General features: G+C 41.7%; 15 protein-coding genes and 1 pseudogene. 4 read left to right on the top strand and 12 right to left on the bottom strand.

Annotated features, from left to right (window positions below; translation table 11 throughout):
• Positions 1 to 86 precede the first annotated feature (86 nt).
• Both DPG01_RS13485 and DPG01_RS13480 read right to left on the bottom strand, forming a co-directional pair.
• The gene (locus DPG01_RS13485; RefSeq protein WP_086209379.1) at positions 87 to 677 is read right to left on the bottom strand and encodes a GNAT family N-acetyltransferase; all 591 of its coding nucleotides are present in this window, start codon (positions 675 to 677) and stop codon (positions 87 to 89) included.
• A gap of 45 nt (positions 678 to 722) precedes the next feature.
• Positions 723 to 1367: an FMN-binding negative transcriptional regulator gene (locus tag DPG01_RS13480; RefSeq protein WP_110975438.1), complete on the bottom strand. Its 645-nt coding sequence runs from the start codon at positions 1365 to 1367 to the stop codon at positions 723 to 725.
• 109 nt (positions 1368 to 1476) lie between these two features.
• On the opposite strand from DPG01_RS13480, the gene DPG01_RS13475 reads away from it, so the two are divergent.
• Both DPG01_RS13475 and yddG read left to right on the top strand, forming a co-directional pair.
• Entirely contained in the window at positions 1477 to 2979 is a 1503-nt protein-coding gene (locus tag DPG01_RS13475; RefSeq protein WP_110975437.1) for a PLP-dependent aminotransferase family protein, read from the top strand.
• Positions 2980 to 3152: 173 nt separating this feature from the next.
• Positions 3153 to 4037 (top strand): aromatic amino acid DMT transporter YddG, encoded by an 885-nt coding sequence (gene yddG / locus DPG01_RS13470; protein WP_110975452.1) that lies wholly within the window; start codon positions 3153 to 3155, stop codon positions 4035 to 4037.
• Between the two features lie 136 nt (positions 4038 to 4173).
• Here the strand turns inward: yddG and DPG01_RS13465 are convergent.
• From DPG01_RS13465 to DPG01_RS13420, 10 genes and pseudogenes are all read right to left on the bottom strand, one after another.
• Positions 4174 to 4323, bottom strand: a pseudogene (locus DPG01_RS13465) (secretion protein HlyD); the annotation flags it as partial.
• Between the two features lie 192 nt (positions 4324 to 4515).
• The gene (locus DPG01_RS13460; protein WP_110975436.1) at positions 4516 to 5691 is read right to left on the bottom strand and encodes a cysteine desulfurase family protein; all 1176 of its coding nucleotides are present in this window, start codon (positions 5689 to 5691) and stop codon (positions 4516 to 4518) included.
• 184 nt (positions 5692 to 5875) lie between these two features.
• Complete coding sequence (locus DPG01_RS13455; protein ID WP_110975435.1) at positions 5876 to 6664, bottom strand: amino acid ABC transporter ATP-binding protein; 789 nt, start codon at positions 6662 to 6664, stop codon at positions 5876 to 5878.
• Positions 6654 to 7571 carry an amino acid ABC transporter permease gene (locus DPG01_RS13450; RefSeq protein WP_086209385.1) on the bottom strand — a complete coding sequence of 306 codons (918 nt, stop codon included), beginning with the start codon at positions 7569 to 7571 and terminating at the stop codon, positions 6654 to 6656. Before DPG01_RS13450 ends, DPG01_RS13455 begins: the two co-directional genes overlap by 11 nt.
• Complete coding sequence (locus DPG01_RS13445; RefSeq protein ID WP_086209386.1) at positions 7568 to 8116, bottom strand: GNAT family N-acetyltransferase; 549 nt, start codon at positions 8114 to 8116, stop codon at positions 7568 to 7570. Before DPG01_RS13445 ends, DPG01_RS13450 begins: the two co-directional genes overlap by 4 nt.
• Positions 8117 to 8125: 9 nt before the next feature.
• Positions 8126 to 9094: an ABC transporter substrate-binding protein gene (locus DPG01_RS13440; protein WP_110975434.1), complete on the bottom strand. Its 969-nt coding sequence runs from the start codon at positions 9092 to 9094 to the stop codon at positions 8126 to 8128.
• A gap of 1 nt (position 9095) precedes the next feature.
• Positions 9096 to 10097, bottom strand: coding sequence for an ABC transporter substrate-binding protein (locus DPG01_RS13435; RefSeq protein WP_110975433.1), 1002 nt, complete (start codon positions 10095 to 10097; stop codon positions 9096 to 9098).
• Entirely contained in the window at positions 10084 to 11427 is a 1344-nt protein-coding gene (locus DPG01_RS13430) for an LLM class flavin-dependent oxidoreductase (RefSeq protein WP_110975432.1), read from the bottom strand. The genes DPG01_RS13435 and DPG01_RS13430 overlap by 14 nt, the downstream gene beginning before the upstream one ends.
• A 1-nt stretch (position 11428) precedes the next feature.
• The gene (locus tag DPG01_RS13425; protein WP_110975431.1) at positions 11429 to 12580 is read right to left on the bottom strand and encodes an amidohydrolase; all 1152 of its coding nucleotides are present in this window, start codon (positions 12578 to 12580) and stop codon (positions 11429 to 11431) included.
• 13 nt (positions 12581 to 12593) lie between these two features.
• The gene (locus tag DPG01_RS13420; protein WP_110975430.1) at positions 12594 to 13598 is read right to left on the bottom strand and encodes an MsnO8 family LLM class oxidoreductase; all 1005 of its coding nucleotides are present in this window, start codon (positions 13596 to 13598) and stop codon (positions 12594 to 12596) included.
• 313 nt (positions 13599 to 13911) lie between these two features.
• On the opposite strand from DPG01_RS13420, the gene DPG01_RS13415 reads away from it, so the two are divergent.
• Both DPG01_RS13415 and DPG01_RS13410 read left to right on the top strand, forming a co-directional pair.
• The gene (locus DPG01_RS13415; protein WP_110975429.1) at positions 13912 to 16449 is read left to right on the top strand and encodes a TonB-dependent receptor plug domain-containing protein; all 2538 of its coding nucleotides are present in this window, start codon (positions 13912 to 13914) and stop codon (positions 16447 to 16449) included.
• A gap of 137 nt (positions 16450 to 16586) precedes the next feature.
• Positions 16587 to 17207 (top strand): glutathione S-transferase family protein, encoded by a 621-nt coding sequence (locus DPG01_RS13410; protein ID WP_110975428.1) that lies wholly within the window; start codon positions 16587 to 16589, stop codon positions 17205 to 17207.
• Positions 17208 to 17390: the final 183 nt, after the last annotated feature.

Below are 17390 nucleotides of genomic sequence, written 5' to 3'. Positions count from 1 at the left end.
GACTACGGCATTATTTTCATATGAAAGTAATGCCGCTTTTTTATGTATTATTTTTCTCTCATGAAACGCGTCAGCTAGACAAAACGTTATCTCTTGTTCAAAAGTGCCTTCAAATGTTGTTGTACTGCAGGCCATTCAGTTTTTAAAATACTGTACACATACGTATCTCTTAAAATATCGTTTTGTACAATTTGATGACTTCTAAGCACCCCATCTAATTTTGCCCCCAAACGCTCAATTGCCGTCCGACTTTTAAAATTAAAAGAGGATGTACGGAACTCAACCGCAATACAATTCAAAATATCAAATGCATGCGTAAGCAGCAGATTTTTACACTCCGTATTGACATAACTGCGCTGCGCGGACTGGCTATACCATGTTGAGCCAATTTCAACACGGCGGTGCTCGGCTTCTATATTCATAAAAGTCGTCATCCCTAACAGCCTCCCACTATCTCGTTCTTCCACCGTAAATGGCAACATACTCCCCAACTGCTGTAAATCTAGGCGGCGTTGAATTTCAGCAGTCATCTGCTCAGGTGAAGGAATGCGGGTATACCATAGTTTCCATAGCTCGCCATCACGCACTGCATCACACAGTGCTGGTGCATGTTCCAACTTAAGCGGTTTTAATGTAATTCGTTCACCCTGTAAAACTACAGGTTTGAAGCACTGCATGGCTCATTCCTTATATTTCAATTCGTTAAATTGGATCGTCTGTGGCTAGATCGAGTTGATTTTTGATGCGGCAATCAGATGCATCGCGTCTGCAATCTCAACCTGCCCGGTTTCTTTCAGTGCATTTGCCACACCTAGAACATCTCGCTGATCTTTGTTTTGTCCAAGTTTCAATTTGCCCTGCAAACGCGTAATTTCAATTTCAATCCCTACAATTGCTTTTAACATGGGTTCAAGATAATCCTTAGGTGCATCCGACATTTTCCATGGCTCTGGCTGTGTTGCTTCATGAGTTCGTGTCAAACGTGCCACCACACCACGCACATAACGCTCATCATCTCGAATAGTTACTCGACCATAAGCATGTACCACTCGATAGTTCCATGTCGGCACTTGCTGATGATGCTCTTGTTTGCTGGGATACCACTGCGGTGAGATATAAGCATCTCCCGCTCGAAAGACCACCATCACTTCATCCCCATTATTCACATCCTGCCAAACAAGATTATGTCGAGAAACATGAGCATGTAACATCCCAAGTTCAGTATGATCGACTTGTAACTCAAAAGGTAAATGGTTTGCATCTAAACCACTTCGTCCATGGGTAAACAAAATACCCAATGGATAATTCTGTATGAGCTGATGTAGCTTTTCAACTTGGGTTACTTCAAATTCTGCAGGGATATACACAGCTTTGCCTCCTTGAGCTCATTATTGCTGTATTTGTTGTTGTAAATTCTCTGGTTTAATTGGATTATTCAAAAGTACCAGTATGTATTACCTTGAGTAGACCAGAATTATGGCAAGAATGGCAAAAGTCGTAGAACTTCCCTCTATCACAAAGCTTAATAAAATACAGGGAAAAATAGCCGCCCAACTCATTCAAGCCTTACGACAAGCAGTACAAAATGGCGATTTACAAGCGGGCGACCCTTTACCCTCGTCACGTGAATTGGCGATCACATTAAGTGTCTCACGGGGCACCATAATTGAAGTATATGATCAGCTCTTGGCTGAGGGCGTTTTAGAAGCACGTGCGCGTCAAGGCACTTTTGTTTCAGATAACTTGGCACGTTCAAAGCGTCAGCAAGCTCAAGAGCGGAGAAATACTGATCCTACTCACGTTCAGCTAACACCCGCAGCTCAGGCTTATGCTGAAGTATTGAAAGAATTTAAACCGCTTCCCCATCTTCCCTTTGCAGTCTCTGTACCTGTTGGTCGCACCCAACCAAATGATATTTGGAGAAAATTTGGCAATCGCTACCGCGCACGGGACGTCGCAGCACCCTCTGGGTATGATGACCCACAAGGTGTATTTTCCTTACGTGTTGCGATTGCTGACTATGTACGACGCTCTCGTTCTGTACACTGTGAAGCTGAACAAATAGTCATTACTAGTGGCATCCAACAGGCACTCTATATCTGTAGTCAGATTCTATTTAAAGCACAAGATCAGGTCTGGGTCGAAGACCCTGCTTATCGAGGGACAACTGCCCTATTAGAAAACTCAATACAACCCTTACATATTGTTCGTGTGCCCGTAGATGAAGAAGGAATTCAAGTCGATACAGGTATAAACCTCGCGCCAAATGCCCGTGCAGCCTTTGTCACCCCATCTCACCAATATCCAATTGGGATGCCCATGAGTTTAGCCAGAAGAACCGCATTACTCGCTTGGGCCAAAGGGCAAAGCGCTTGGATTATTGAGGATGATTATGACAGTGAACTGCGCTACAGTGGTCAACCTTTTCCAGCCTTGCAAGGGTTAGCACCTGAACAAGTCATCTATTTAGGGACATTTAGCAAAGTACTGTTCCCATCACTACGCCTCGGCTATGCCGTACTGCCCAAAGCTTTGGTGTCCCCTTTTTGTGGATTACGTGTTCTGATCGACCGTCATCCTCCCTCTGCTGATCAGCATGTTCTGGCTGCCTTTATTCAAGAAGGTTATTTAGAACGTCACATTCGACGGATTCGCAATGTCTATGCTGAGAACCGTCGATATTTGATTGGCATGATTGAGCGTTATATTGCAAAACACTTAGGTTATTTACAAGCTGGAGATCAAGGTATGCATATGGTGCTATGGCTTGCAGATTACATGGATGATCGGGAAATCGCTCAAGCGGCACTAGATGCTGGCATTGCGATTAAAGCGGTTTCCCCGACCTTTTCATTGGAACGTAAACGCTCTGGATTAGTGTTTGGTTTAGGAGATTTTGAGCTGATGCAAATGGAACGTGCTGTACAAAGCTTGGCAAATATTCTCAAGCAGCATGAACGGCCCCTTGAGATGAAGTAAATTCACGTGATTCTTCATCAGGTTTATAAGCGACTAGCCCCCCATTTTTTCGTATAATATCGGCGACACTCAGTAGCCCTAAAATTGCTCTGTAAATCTGTATTTAAACCAGACAATGGAAATACTCACCAGAATTTACAAATTAAATGAATATGTTAAAGACTACAAACAAAATGAACTCGACGAAAGCAACATGGATTGGTCTGGCTGCCATTGTATTATGGAGTTTAATTATTGCTCTGATTAAAGAGGTGAGCAACAGCTTTGGAGCGATTGGTGGAGCCGCCCTCATTTATTCATTGGCTTCTGTTTTTTTGCTGCTCTCCTTTGGTTGGACTCGGTTAAAAGAATTTCCTCTTCCTTATCTGATATGGGGAAGTTTACTGTTTGTCTCTTATGAAATTTGCCTTGCCCTGTCCATTGGTTACTCAACCAGTAGTCGACAAGCCATTGAAGTTGGTATGGTGAACTACCTGTGGCCGACCTTTACCATTATCTTTGCGATTGTATTTAATAAACAAAAAGCCAATTTTCTCATCGTACCCGGCTTTTTTATCTCACTAGTTGGAATTTGTTGGGTATTAGGCGGTGATCAAGGATTAAGCCTTGAGGGCATGCTAAGCAACGTTCAAAATAACCCTCTAAGTTATGGCTTAGCATTACTCGGCACCGTACTTTGGGCGTCTTATTGCACCATCACCGCAAAAATGGCAAATGGTAAAAATGGGGTGACGCTCTTTTTCATTTTAGTTTCAATTGTGCTGTGGGTTAAATGGTTGTTGTTAGGTGAAAGCACTTTGAATTTTGAACTGCAACCCACCATTTATTTAGTCCTTGCAGCCTTTGCGATGGGTATGGGCTATGGTGCATGGAATATTGCTATATTGCATGGCAATGTCACCCTATTGGCTGCTGCGTCGTATTTTATTCCTGTATTTTCCGCTGTGGTTTCCGCCGTCATTTTAAGTACGCATTTAACTTTCAGTTTTTGGCAAGGTGCTTTAATGGTCTGTCTCGGGGCTTTATTGTGTTGGGTTTCAACCAAAACCAAAGCTTAAATTCTTAACAATAGAGTCTATTTCAGGAAAATTTTCAGCTCTAACGCTTATCCTTAAAACCCGTAACTTAATAAAAAAGCCAACGATGACATTACATGCGTTGGCTTTTTTATTGTTTCAAAACAGTGGATGGATATTAGCGTTCACGCAGTGCTTCTTTGGCTTTGTTAAACGGTTTAATTAAATAGTCCAGCACCGTCTTGTGCCCTGTTTTAATATCTACGACTGCCACCATACCTGGTGTAATGTTAAATTATTTACCCTGCTTATTCATCAATTTATTGGAGCCTGCGTTTTACACTCATCTTAGTATTCCATAAATATTCCTCAGATTGGTCATATTACAATCTGTAGAAAACCAAAATAATTGAGTAAACAACGAATACACTCATTCATACTCAAGAATTGAGACGATGCCTCTTTATATTAGGGGTATTTTACCCCCCTATCGTTTGCAACTCATCAAAACTTCGATGATTTAAACAGCTGATAATTGAACACAGAAATCTTTAGAATTTATAGCAAATTGGACTTTATATAATATTGTTTCTATATGCTCATCTGTCGTATAGGCTCCAAAGCTAAAGCGCACCGTATGTGCAGCGAGTTCCTCATTCAGTCCTAAAGCATTTAATACATGAGACTGAGTTGCATGATGTGAATTACAGGCCGATCCACTCGAAACCGCAGCAACCTGTTTAACCGCCGAAAAAATAGAATTGGCCTGCTCACCTAAAAAACTGACATTCAAATAATTGGCAACATGTTCGGTAGGATGACCATTAAGTTTCACAGGAGTTAAAGCCTGTAAACTCGTTAAAAATTGATTCCTGAATTTTTGAATACGTTGTTGTTCTTCAACTAAGTTTATTTTAGCCAGTCTACAGGCTTCCCCCATCCCAACAATTTGATGTGTCGCTAAAGTTCCTGAACGCAAACCCTGTTCATGCCCACCGCCATGAATTTGGGTCTTGATGTGTTTTTGAATGCCTTGACGCACATAGAGCGCACCAATGCCTTTGGGGCCATATATTTTGTGGGCGGATAGGCTGAGTAAATCAATATGCATCGCATGAACATCAATCTCTGTTTTTCCTGCAGCTTGTGCCGCATCAACATGAAATAAAATTTGATGCTGATACGCAAATAGTCCAATGGCTTGAATATCAGTTAATGTACCAATTTCGTTATTGACCATCATCAGCGAAATTAAAACCGTATTGGGTTGAATGGCCTGTTCTACCTGTTCTGGATGAATCACGCCTGTACCTAATTCAGGTTGTAAATAAGTCACCTGAAAACCAAGGTTTTCGAGGTCTGCACAGGTATCCAAAACGGCTTTATGTTCTATTTTGCTGGTAATAATGTGTTTATTTTGATTTTTATAACGATCTAAAGTTCCTTTGATCGCGAGGTTATTTGACTCTGTTGCACCAGAAGTCCAAATAATTTCTTGCGGATTGGCATGAATTAAATCAGCCACATGCTGCCTAGATGTGGCGATATGTTTTGCAGCATCCCAACCATAATGATGCGATTGTGAAGCAGGATTTCCAAAATCACCTTCTACAGACAAACATCGAATCATTGCTTGAGATATTTCAGGGAGAATAGGTGTTGTTGCCGCATAATCCAAATAAATTAATCTGCTCATTTTAATCACTATTAAAAATAAATTTAGAATGATTATAAAGGATGAAATTTATTCTATTTATATTGATTTAATCATACCTTATCAACAATATTAAGCTTATAAAAAAATCGTCAGCTCTAACATTCACTAACGATTTTAATATAGAAAATTACCTGATTTATATTTAAAAAAATAAGATTTAAAATTATAAAACCCGAGACAAGAAGTTTTGAGTACGCTCCTCTTTGGGATGCTCCAGAACCTGTTGAACGCTACCTTGTTCAACTATTCTCCCCTGATCCATAAACACCACATGGTCGGCAACTTCTCGTGCAAAAGCAATTTCATGCGTTACAATTACCATGGTTTTACCTAATTTAGCCAAGCTTTTGATTACATTCAAGACTTCTCCTACCAACTCAGGGTCTAAGGCGGACGTTGGCTCATCAAATAAGATCACTTTAGGGTCTAAGGCTAAAGCTCTGGCAATTGCAACACGCTGCTGCTGACCACCAGAAAGTTGTTTGGGCCATGCTTCAACTTTATCTCTTAGCCCTACTAAACCCAATAATTGATTGGCTTTTAAAATGGCTTGATCTTTACTGAGTTTTTTATGGGCCAAGGGTGCTTCAATAATATTTTGCAAAACATTTAAATGTGGAAATAAATTAAAATTCTGAAACACATAACCGACAGATTTACGCTGTTTTAAAATATCTCGTTCTTTTAACTCATAAAGTTTATCACCTTTTTTACGATAGCCGATAAACTCATCATCAATTTGAATAAATCCTGCATCCACACGTTCTAAATGATTTATCGTTCGTAATAACGTTGATTTACCTGACCCTGAAGGACCAATAATTACCGTGACAGAGCCCGCAGGAATATCAAGGCTAATATCCTGTAATGCCGCATGTCCCGCATAGTTTTTAAATACGTGGCTCACTTGAATATGACCATTTGCAGGAGATGTTGCTTGATTAATGATCATAACTAGCTCCTATACGCGGTTGAGTCGTGTGTGGCTGCGTTTTCTTGAAAAAAGCAAAACTATTAATGGCTGATTTCCGCTCGCCTTTTGCCAATATTTTTTCGATATACCATTGGACGATGGAAAAAACACTGGTGACGATGACATACCAAACGGCAGCAACCATCAACAATGGAATCACTTCTTGGTTACGGTTATAGATCATTTGTACGGTGTAAAAGAGTTCAGGCATTGCTAAAACATACACAATTGATGTGCCTTTAGATAAACCGACACATTCGTTGATAATCGCTGGAATGATACTGCGAATAGATTGCGGTAAAATAATACGTGTTGTACGACGCCACCATGACAAACCCAACGCTGCTGCTGCTTCAAATTGACCATGATCGACCGACAAAATCCCACCACGGATGACTTCCGCGGTATAAGCGCTTTGTACAATCACCAAACCGACTAAAGCCGTTGAAAATTGATCCAATGCATTGATGGTTTTAAACTGGGCAAAGACCGTGTCAGTAAACGGTACACCGACATTAATATATTCATATAAATAAGAAAAGTTATAGAGAATAATCAACACCAACAGCAGTGGTAATGATCTGAACATCCAGATATACACCCATGCCAATGAGCGAATTAACCATGAGGAAGACAGTCTCATCATGGCTACAATGGTGCCCAAAATTAAACTAAACACGATTGACCAAAAGGTCAGTTTCAGAGTCATCAACAAACCCTGAAGAATCGCAGGGTCAAAGAACCACTGTCTAAAAACAGGCCATCCCCAGTTTTTGTTGGAAAAAATCGACTCAGCAACCACTGCAATAATTAATACTGAAAATGCGACTCCAATGTAGCGCAGTGGATGACGTGCTGGAACGATTTTATAATGCTCTAGACTCATGCGACCTCCTTTTGCAGTAAGGTCTTTCTAAAAGGAAGCCCACCATGTAAAGGTGCTCCAATATAACGATCAAAATTAAAATCTGGAGTGAGTTCAAACTGCGGTTCATAGCCTAGACTCAAATACAATTTCACGGCTGGAATTTGTTTAAACCCTGTGGTAAGAAAAATCTTGCTATACCCCGCAGCAAGCGCACTTCGTTCCAGCTCTTTGACTATTTTTGCAGCCAGTCCTTGTTTACGTAAGTTTTGATGTGACCAAATCCGTTTCAGCTCTGCGGTTTCTGCGTCATAGCGTTTATAGGCACCCATTGCAATCACTTCATCATCACGTTTCAGTACCACAAACAATCCATGTGGCGGTAAAAAATCTTCCGCCCCTTCATAGCGTTCCCGATGTGTGGCTTTTTTACGTTCATCAATGACTTGAGCATCTTGACGTGAAAAAAAATCACCATAAATTTCTTCATATTCAGCAAATAACTGATCCAGTAAAGGCTGTGCTTCAGGCACATCAACAGGCATTTGGATAAATTTTTCTTGCATAATGACCTCTTATTTATCCTGAATCAGTGGGTTAATCACTGATTGTGGAATTCCTTCATTTTGTAAATTCCAACGTGATAGGGCTTGGGTATATGTCCCATTCGCAATGACCCCGTTTATAGATGATTGAACAGCATTCACTAAGCCTGTACCCTTTTTCACAGCAACAGCAACCGACCACGTCCCATCTAATGCGCCCACTGCTTTAATATTGGCACCATTGGCTTGTTGCCATACACCCATTACATTGGGAATGAGGTAGGCATCGACACGACCAGATTGCAATGCCAAAGCCGTAGCTGCACCATCTTCCAAATAAATGGGCTGTGCTGGGTTCAACCCTTTTTGTCGATTGTTTTCAATCCAGTTCAACAGTAGCCGTTCTTGATTGGTGCCAGAACCAACCACAATTTTGAGTCCAGCAATATCATCAGGCATTCTAATTGCTTGGATTTTGCTGTCTTTGGTCACATAAAAAGCCAACATATCCTGACGATAGGTTGCAAAATCGTATTTCTGCTTACGTTGTTCTGTGACCGCAATATTACTGAATACAGCATCGAATTTTCCCGATGCCAAACCAAGTGGCCAGTTTTCCCACGAGGTTGGAATCACTCGGAGCTTGAGACCTAAACTGTCGGCAATTAACTGTGCAATATCAATTTCACTACCTATACGGGTCTGGTTATCTTCGGCCAGAACATGGAGGGGTGGAAAACTGTTGGTTCCCACAGCAACAGTAAAATAACCCTCATTTACAAACTTAAAACCTTGAGGCAATTGAGCAATTGCCTCTAGATTTTTAGTCGTATGAATAGCCACCATGTTATTTCTTAAAGTCTGTTGCTCTTTTTCCGAAAAAGCAGTTTTCAAATGATTTTCTTGCACATGAGTTGCTGTCTCATTGTTATAGCAACCCATCACACTTAAAGTCGCCAGTGTCAGACCAAAAGCCACCGCTGTCTGGGCGTTATACATTTTAGTCTCCCAGCCCTGGCGGGTTAATGACAGAATGTTGAATCGCTTCTGCCTGTGCTCCCCACCGTTCTAAGACTTTTTGATATTCTCCCGTTTGAATTACCCCGTTTAAAGCCGTCTGTACCGCATCAACCAAACCACTGCCTTTTTTGAGCGTGACACCCAATTCGGCAGATCGTGTTCCTCCCCCAAGTGCTGTCCCTGCCAAACGGATTTTTGCACCATTTGCCGCTTGCCATGCATAGGCAACATTAGGACCAAATAAAGCATCAACTCGCCCAGACTGGAGCGCCAAACTTGCAGATGCACCATCATCGTAATAAAGAGCCTGCCCTGGTGGCAGCCCTTTCTTTTTATTGTCCTCAATCCAGTCCAGCAGTACTTTTTCCTGATTGGTACCAGAACCAACAATCACTTTTAAACCAGAAATATCATCAGGGCCTTTGATCGTTTTAACTTTACTTTTCTCTGCGACGTAAAAAGCCAATACGTCTTGGCGATAAGTCGCAAAATCAAATTTCTCTTTACGTTCTTTGGTCACGGTGACATTGGCAATGGCAGCATCATATTTGCCACTAATCACTCCAAGTGGCCAGTCCTCCCAAGACGTTCGAACTAATTTCAGCTTTAAACCCAAACTGTCTGCAATCAAACGGGCAATATCAATTTCAGTACCAATATAGGTTTGATTATCAGGCCCCAATACACTTAAAGGTGGCGCTCCTGAAATAGCCGCAACGGTAAAATAACCTGAATTTACAAACTTAAAATCTTTTGGAATTTTTTGACTGGCTTCCGCATTGTGAGCAACATGAATCGGCGTCATATTCTCTTTCAACTTTGCAAGCTCACGGCTATAAAAATCGGTTTTATCGGTCGCTTTTGCAGACTCGGCTGTTGAGCTGGCCGTTTGTGTAGATGCCTGTTCTTTACCACATCCAACCAGAGAAATGCCTAGAAACAGTGCCAAAGCAATTGGCAAAGGTGTTTTATTCAACCGCATGAATCTGTTCCTTTTCTGATCGTTCAAATTGATTGTCTGGTCGCTTTAAACCAAAACTAGAGCGTAAAGTAGTGCCTGGATATTCGGTACGATATAGCCCACGCTGTTGCAGCAATGGCACAACTTTTTCGATGAAGGTATCTAAAGTTTTAGGGGTTGCACCCGCAATGATGAAGCCATCTGTTGCCTCTTCTTTTACCCACAGCTCTAACTGATCTGCGACTTCTTCTACCGTTCCAGCAAAAGGTGGACGTGGTGTGGCAGATTGAAGTGCGACCTGACGTAGGGTTAAACTCTCTGCTTTGGCTTTGCGTTTAATTTCATCAGTACCACTTTTGAAGCTGTTTTCACCCAGTGTGCCTAGTTCTGGAAATGGTGCATCGAGTTCATACTGAGAAAAATCATGGTGTTCAAAGAAGCGCCCCAAATAATTCAGTGCGTCCTCTATCGTCACCAAAGCAGCAGTTTCAAGATATTGACGCTCTACGTCCTCAGCAGAATCTCCAATCAAGACTCCAATGCCTTGGAAAATCAGCAAATCATCTGCGTCACGACCATTCTTAATCACTTGTTGTTTCACATCTAAGTAAAATGCTTGTGCTTCTTCCAAAGAGGCTTGATGGGTAAAAATCGCATCGGCATGTTTCGCGGCTAATGCACGACCTGCACCTGATGCCCCTGCTTGGAATAGAATCGGGCGGTCTTGTGGCGAACGCTCTACATTGAGTGGCCCTGCCACTTCAAAATGTTTACCTTTATGATTCAAGGTATGTAATTTACTGCGTTCAAAGAATTGCCCTGTTCCTTTATTGCGAACGAAAGCACCCTCACCCCACGAGTCCCAAAGCCCTTTGGCCACTTGCAAATATTCATCTGCAATTTCATAACGTTGACTGTGCTCAGGATGCTGTTTGCGGGTATGATTTTTTGCGGTACCCTCAAGTGGTGTCGTTACGACATTCCATCCCGCACGTCCGCCACTTAAATGATCCAGACTGGCAAACTGACGCGCAATGGTAAACGGCTCGCTATACGAGGTCGACACCGTACCCACCAAACCAATATTTTGCGTCACACTGGCTAGGGCTGAAAGCAACGTAATCGGTTCAAAACGATTCAGAAAATGAGGAATTGATTTTTCATTGATATATAGACCATCCGCCACAAAGACAAAATCAAACTTTGCCTGTTCTGCCTGAAGCGCTACATTTTTGGCAAATTCAAAATTAATACTGGCATCGACCACCGCTTCAGGATGGCGCCATGCAGACATATTTCCGTTTGCACCGTGTAAGATAGTTCCAAGGCGAATTTGTTTGTTATTACTCATGTTAGACCTCTGCATGTTTATGAATAGACTCAAGTGCTTGTGTTGCTAAGGCAGCAAAGTACTGAGCAGCTGGATAAATTAAAGATTCATTGGGTTGATATTGGGGGTGGTGCAAACCGAAGTGACTGGCACTGCCGATACTGACAAATGCACCGGGGATCTGTTCTAAATAGGCGCCAAAATCTTCACCGATCAAATAAAGCGGCGCCTCTTGCACCTCATAACCTTGCGCATGTGCAACGCTTTGACTCAGTTCAGCCCATGTTGCAGTATTGATTAATGCAGCTGGGCCATTGTCCCAATCCACAGCAATCTCAACTGAATGAGCAAGTGCAATACCTTGTGCAATTTGTTTAAGTTTTTGTTCAACAGCTAGGCGAACCTCTGGAGAGTGGGTTCGTACCGTACCCTCCAAGTGCGCTTCTTCTGGCAAGATGTTCCAACTGGTGCCTCCATGCACTTGGGTGATACTGACCACACAGGTATCCAAATTATTTATGTTGCGACTGGCAATGGTTTGCACTGCACTAATCAACTGTGCCGCGACAACAATCGGGTCTTTGGTTTCATGCGGACGCCCTGCATGACCGCCCTTGCCTTTAATCACAATTTTGAAGCGGTCAACGTTGGCATAAAATGCACCAGCACGTGTCGCAAAAGTGCCTAGAGGCAACTCAGGGACATTATGAAAACCGAAAATGGCGGATACATCTTCCAAGGCGCCACTATTGATTACCTCATAAGCACCACTATAGGTTTCTTCAGCGGGCTGAAAAATAACGCGCACCGTACCTTTTAGTTCAGACACTTGCGCTTTAAGTAAAATCGCAGCGCCTAAAATGGTCGAGCTATGTAAATCATGTCCGCAGGCATGCATAACCCCATCGTGAGTCGAACGAAAGTCTTGTTCGATTTCTTCATGAATGGGTAACGCGTCAATGTCTGCTCGAATAGCGACAATTGGATGACCCGTACCAATATCCGCAATCAGTCCTGTTTTTAAACCCCAAGTTGAAGTTTCAATGCCGTATTCAGACAGCCATTGTTTTAACTTATCGGTGGTTTGAAATTCTTGCCCTGATAATTCTGGATGACGGTGTAACTCATGTCTCCAACGGAGCAACTGCTGTTCCAGTAATGATCTATTTGGCATCAATTTCCCCAACTCAGGCTGCAAGCACAGCATGCTGTGCCAGTAAAGTTAGAGATTTCAGACGTGTTGCATGATCCAACAGTGGCGATTCCACAATAAATTCATGGATACCAAATTGTTGATGCAAAGCATGTAATTGCTGATGAACATCATCGACCGTCCCTTTGATAATATTCAGTTGCTCTTTTTTAAGGCTTTTAATTGCAGATTGAGCTTGTCTCGAAAACTCTTGCCCGCTTTGTTCATTCGGTATCTTTACGCGTTGACCATTCTCAAGCTCCAACGTCCAAACAGATAGTCCTGCTGCCAGTTCTTCCGCTTGATCGCGGCTATCTGCCACAATAATTTGTGCAGCAACAATCGCCTTTTTCCCAGAGGAGTAGCTTGAGTAAGTTTGCAAAGCATCTTGAAGCAAGTTGGCATCGCCATTCAAATGCGCAGCAAATACGAAATTCCAGCCTAAATCTGCTGCAAGTCGAGCACTTTCAATGCTCGCACCCAATAAGAACTTTTCTGCAAGTTGCTGAGGTGCTGGTGTTGCAGCAACCTGATCAGGCTGATTTCGATCTAACTTTGCATGTAAATAATGATCTAATGCTTGTAACTGCGCCTTAAAGTCGCCCTTTTGTGTCTGATCTAAACCAAGCTGTAATGCTTGAGTTGAAACAGGAAAACCACCAGGTGCTTTGCCTACACCCAAGTCCACACGGTCATGCGCAAGACTGGCCAAAACATTAAAATTTTCCGCAACTTTATAAGGACTGTAGTGCTGCAACATCACCCCACCCGAGCCAATTCGAATACTTTTAGTCTGTGCCAACAACCATGCAATCAAGATTTCAGGTGATGGACTAGATAACAAAGCCGTGGAATGGTGCTCAGCAACCCAATAACGATAGAAACCTAACGCTTCTGCTGTTTGAGCAATTTGCAATGCATTTTTAAATGACTGTTCTGCACTGATGCCTTCAGCTTTTGGGCATTTATCCAGTATGCTTAATTTATAACTCAGCCCCATTTTCTATTTTCCAGAAGATTTAAAGTTGGAACCTATTAAACAAATTTACGGTTTGAAAATTAAATATTAAATAAACTTAAAGTTATATAAAAAAGAGCAAAAACTAATTTTAAATAAAAAAATAATCTATTATAAAAAATAATGAATTACTTATTTAAAAATACAAAAAAACTTTTAATTAAAAATGATATTAAAATGACTATTTAATATTTAACAATAAAAAAACAGTCTATATATTGACTCACAGAATATACACATTCTTTCGTTTATTGATTCAAACAAAGCCATCCAAATCACATCAGTGGAAAACATAATGCTGCAATTCAAGTTAAAACAGCCTCTGCCTGAAAAGCCGGGTTTTAAAATATCCCCTCTCTATCAATCCATTTTTTTTGCATTAACTTGCGGAGTGACAGGTTCTCTCTATGCTGAAGATATTCAGCAAAAAGATGTAACACCTGTTGAAAAAGAAGATGTTCAACAACTCGAAAGTGTGGTGGTGGTAGGTAACCGTGGTGGTATTCGTACCATCACTGAAAGTCCCGCACCTGTGGACATCATTAGTGGTGAACAACTCGTCAAACAAGGTAACACCCTTGCTTTAAGAGATATTTTGGCAAAAGTGATTCCCTCTTTTAGTGTGGCTACCGTACCTAGCCAACCCGATGGTTATGGGGCTGTTGCACGTTCTGCGGGTTTACGTGGCTTGGGTGGTGGGCATACACTCGTGCTGGTCAACGGTAAACGTCGCCATGTCGGTGCTTTGGCCATTAACAAATACGGTTTTGGCGAGGGCTACCAAGCAGCGGACTTAGATCTGATTCCAATTGGTGCTATTGCACGAGTTGAAGTTTTACGTGATGGAGCAGCCGCTCAATATGGCTCCGATGCGATTGCAGGGGTAATCAATATTGTGCTCAAATCAGCGGATCATGGTGGCAATATTAGTGCCACCTATGGTGGTCGGGAGCATTATTCAGGCACTGACCGCAATGGAGAAACCTTCCAACTGAATGCCAACGTTGGTGCACCATTGGGTCAAGACGGATTTATTAATTTTGGTTTTGACCTAAAAAATCAGGATGCTACCACCCGTGCAGGGGCCGTTTCGGGCAACATTTATTCAAAAGTAAATGGTCAAGATGACCCACGTGAAGCAACTGTAGATCGTAATTTAAATAAATTAGGTCTGCCATCAGTTGAACAGTTTAATGTTTCTGCAAATGCTGAGCTTCCTCTAAGCGATGCAGCCACGTTATATAGTTACACCACTGCGGGCTGGCGTGATGCCTCGACTGGTGCATCTTACCGTCGTCCAAATTCCAGATCAGGCATTGTTGAAATCTTTCCAAATGGTACAACCCCCGATGTCATTTTAAGTGAAACGGATGTACAAACCGTTTGGGGACTAAAAGGAGATAACGTGCTCGGTTGGGCATGGGATGTGAGTAGTTCTTATGGTAAAAATACACAAGACCACTCTACTGAAAACAACTTAAATCCATCTCTTGGTCCGTCTAGCCCAACATCATTTGGCTTACAAAAATACGATGCCTATCAATGGGTCAGCAATCTTGATTTTAAAAAGACCTTTGATATTGGAATTGGTGCAACGCCACTAAATGTTGCTTGGGGACTAGACTATCGTAAAGAAGGTTGGTCTTCTAAAGCCACCGACCCTTTAGCCTATAAAAATGGCGGTTATATTATTCCTACAGGTGATAATGCGGGTTTAACTGCGACTGTGGGAACTTTTGGTGCTCGTGTACTGTTACCTGAAGATGAAGCCGATATTAGCCGTAGTAACACCGCCGCCTATTTAGACTTAGGTTTAGATGTGACTGACAACTGGTTTGTGGGTTTAGCGGGTCGTTTTGAGCATTATGATGACAGTTCAGGCGATACCTTTAACGGTAAAATTAACAGCCGTTATGAGTTCAATCCTCAACTGGCGGTACGTGGAACAGCCAGCACAGGCTTTATTGCCCCCTCGTTATACCAACAAGGTTTTGCCAGTACAGGTATTGTCAGTACTGTAAACAATGGTGTTCGCTCCGATGTCTACAGTAAGTCGGTACGTACCGACTCTGCGCTAGGTCAAGCTCTCGGTGCAGAAGCACTGGATCCAACCAAATCGACCAACTTTTCACTAGGCCTAACCTATAGCCCATTTAAAAACTTTAATCTTGCAGTCGATGCTTATCGTATAGAGCTGAAAGATCGTATTGCATCTACGGCAGGTCTTACAGGAACGGGCATCAATAACATCTTGGCAGCAAACGGTTTTTCCAACGTCAACTATGTCACCTATTATGCCAACTTATTTGATACAGAAACCAATGGTGTCGATGTTGTTGCAGACTACACCCAACAACTAGAGAAATATGGTCGTATCCGCTGGAGCTTAGGTTTCAACTGGAATGAAACAGATATTACAGCCATCGCGGATAATCCAAGTCAATTGGACGGTATCAATATTGATCGTATCACCCGTCGTACCAAGGGCATGATTACCGATGCAGATCCGAAAACCAAATTCACGTTGGCTGCAAATTGGCAATACGCAAAACTGGATTTAAATACTCGCCTATCACGCTATGGTAGTTACATTGCACGCAGTGAAACAGCAGCTACAGATCAAACTTTTGGTGCCAAATGGATTGTGGATCTAGATGCCACATATAACTTTACGGACAGTCTATCCTTTACTTTAGGTGCAGACAATTTGTTCAACACTTACCCTGAAAAATCCAACATTGTTGATGGCTTAGGTGAGAATTACTATGCACAGCTTTCACCTTTTGGACTCTATGGTGGTTATTACTACGGACGTGTTAATTACCGCTTCTAAAATCTTTTAAATCTAAATACTTTGGTGAAATTGCAATATCGCTTAGGTCTTTTGACTGTTCAGAATGACGATTGCTTAAATGCTAGATTCCACCAAAGTAACGCACTTTTATATTCTAAAATTTCTGAGAAAAATATATGAGCATCACTATTTGGGGTAGGCCTAACTCTTTAAATGTCCACAAAGTACTGTGGCTAGCAGCCGAACTTGGACTTGAGTTTGAACACATTCCTGCGGGTCAGCAGTATGGCCTGACGGATACAGCTGAATTTTTAACGCTCAATCCCAATGGCCTGATTCCTGTCATTCAAGACGGTGACACAGTTCTGTGGGAGTCCAACACTATTTTACGTTATCTAACTGAAGTGTATGGAAAAAATTTATTATGGATTGAAGATCCACGCTTACGCTTTAGTGCAGAGAAATGGATTGACTGGTACACCACCACCGTCCTGCCTGTGTTTGGGATTGTATTCTTTAATTTGGTTCGTCAAGCACCAGACAAAAGAGATTTAGCCGCGGTTAAGGTCGCAGCAGAAAAACTAGAAAAAATACTGGATGTTGCCAATACTGAGCTGGCTGAACAGCCCTATTTGTCTGGCTCTCATTTTGGTGTTGCCGATATTCCTTTGGCCTTAGCACTTAATCACTGGTTCAATTTAGATGTTGAACGTCAGCATGATCATACACACTTAAAAGCATGGATTGAACGTATTAGAGCACGTGAGCACTTTTTAAAAGGGGCTAATATTCTTTAGTTAAGCATTATTGCTCTATTTTAAAAAATTTTAGCTTTAAATAGAATAAGGCTGTTCTATATGGACAGTCTTATTTCATTTAAATAGATTTATTTAGTAAATATATTTAAATGAAATCCAAAAATAGACATTACGTAATTTCAACTTTATAAGTAGATATCATCAATACAAAATAGATTATAT

It is taken from the genome of Acinetobacter sp. WCHAc060042 (assembly GCF_003231195.1).
Lineage (GTDB): Bacteria > Pseudomonadota > Gammaproteobacteria > Pseudomonadales > Moraxellaceae > Acinetobacter.
This window is presented reverse-complemented; position numbering and strand designations above follow the sequence as displayed.

What these genes read in the sequence shown, in the direction of transcription:
- DPG01_RS13485 (WP_086209379.1), bottom strand. Translation starts at nt 677, where the DNA reads ATGCAGTGCTTCAAACCTGTAGTTTTACAGGGTGAACGAATTACATTA.
- DPG01_RS13475 (WP_110975437.1), top strand. Translation starts at nt 1,477, where the DNA reads ATGGCAAGAATGGCAAAAGTCGTAGAACTTCCCTCTATCACAAAGCTT.
- yddG (WP_110975452.1), top strand. Translation starts at nt 3,153, where the DNA reads ATGAACTCGACGAAAGCAACATGGATTGGTCTGGCTGCCATTGTATTA.
- DPG01_RS13460 (WP_110975436.1), bottom strand. Translation starts at nt 5,691, where the DNA reads ATGAGCAGATTAATTTATTTGGATTATGCGGCAACAACACCTATTCTC.
- DPG01_RS13455 (WP_110975435.1), bottom strand. Translation starts at nt 6,664, where the DNA reads ATGATCATTAATCAAGCAACATCTCCTGCAAATGGTCATATTCAAGTG.
- DPG01_RS13450 (WP_086209385.1), bottom strand. Translation starts at nt 7,571, where the DNA reads ATGAGTCTAGAGCATTATAAAATCGTTCCAGCACGTCATCCACTGCGC.
- DPG01_RS13445 (WP_086209386.1), bottom strand. Translation starts at nt 8,116, where the DNA reads ATGCAAGAAAAATTTATCCAAATGCCTGTTGATGTGCCTGAAGCACAG.
- DPG01_RS13440 (WP_110975434.1), bottom strand. Translation starts at nt 9,094, where the DNA reads ATGTATAACGCCCAGACAGCGGTGGCTTTTGGTCTGACACTGGCGACT.
- DPG01_RS13435 (WP_110975433.1), bottom strand. Translation starts at nt 10,097, where the DNA reads ATGCGGTTGAATAAAACACCTTTGCCAATTGCTTTGGCACTGTTTCTA.
- DPG01_RS13430 (WP_110975432.1), bottom strand. Translation starts at nt 11,427, where the DNA reads ATGAGTAATAACAAACAAATTCGCCTTGGAACTATCTTACACGGTGCA.
- DPG01_RS13425 (WP_110975431.1), bottom strand. Translation starts at nt 12,580, where the DNA reads ATGCCAAATAGATCATTACTGGAACAGCAGTTGCTCCGTTGGAGACAT.
- DPG01_RS13420 (WP_110975430.1), bottom strand. Translation starts at nt 13,598, where the DNA reads ATGGGGCTGAGTTATAAATTAAGCATACTGGATAAATGCCCAAAAGCT.
- DPG01_RS13415 (WP_110975429.1), top strand. Translation starts at nt 13,912, where the DNA reads ATGCTGCAATTCAAGTTAAAACAGCCTCTGCCTGAAAAGCCGGGTTTT.
- DPG01_RS13410 (WP_110975428.1), top strand. Translation starts at nt 16,587, where the DNA reads ATGAGCATCACTATTTGGGGTAGGCCTAACTCTTTAAATGTCCACAAA.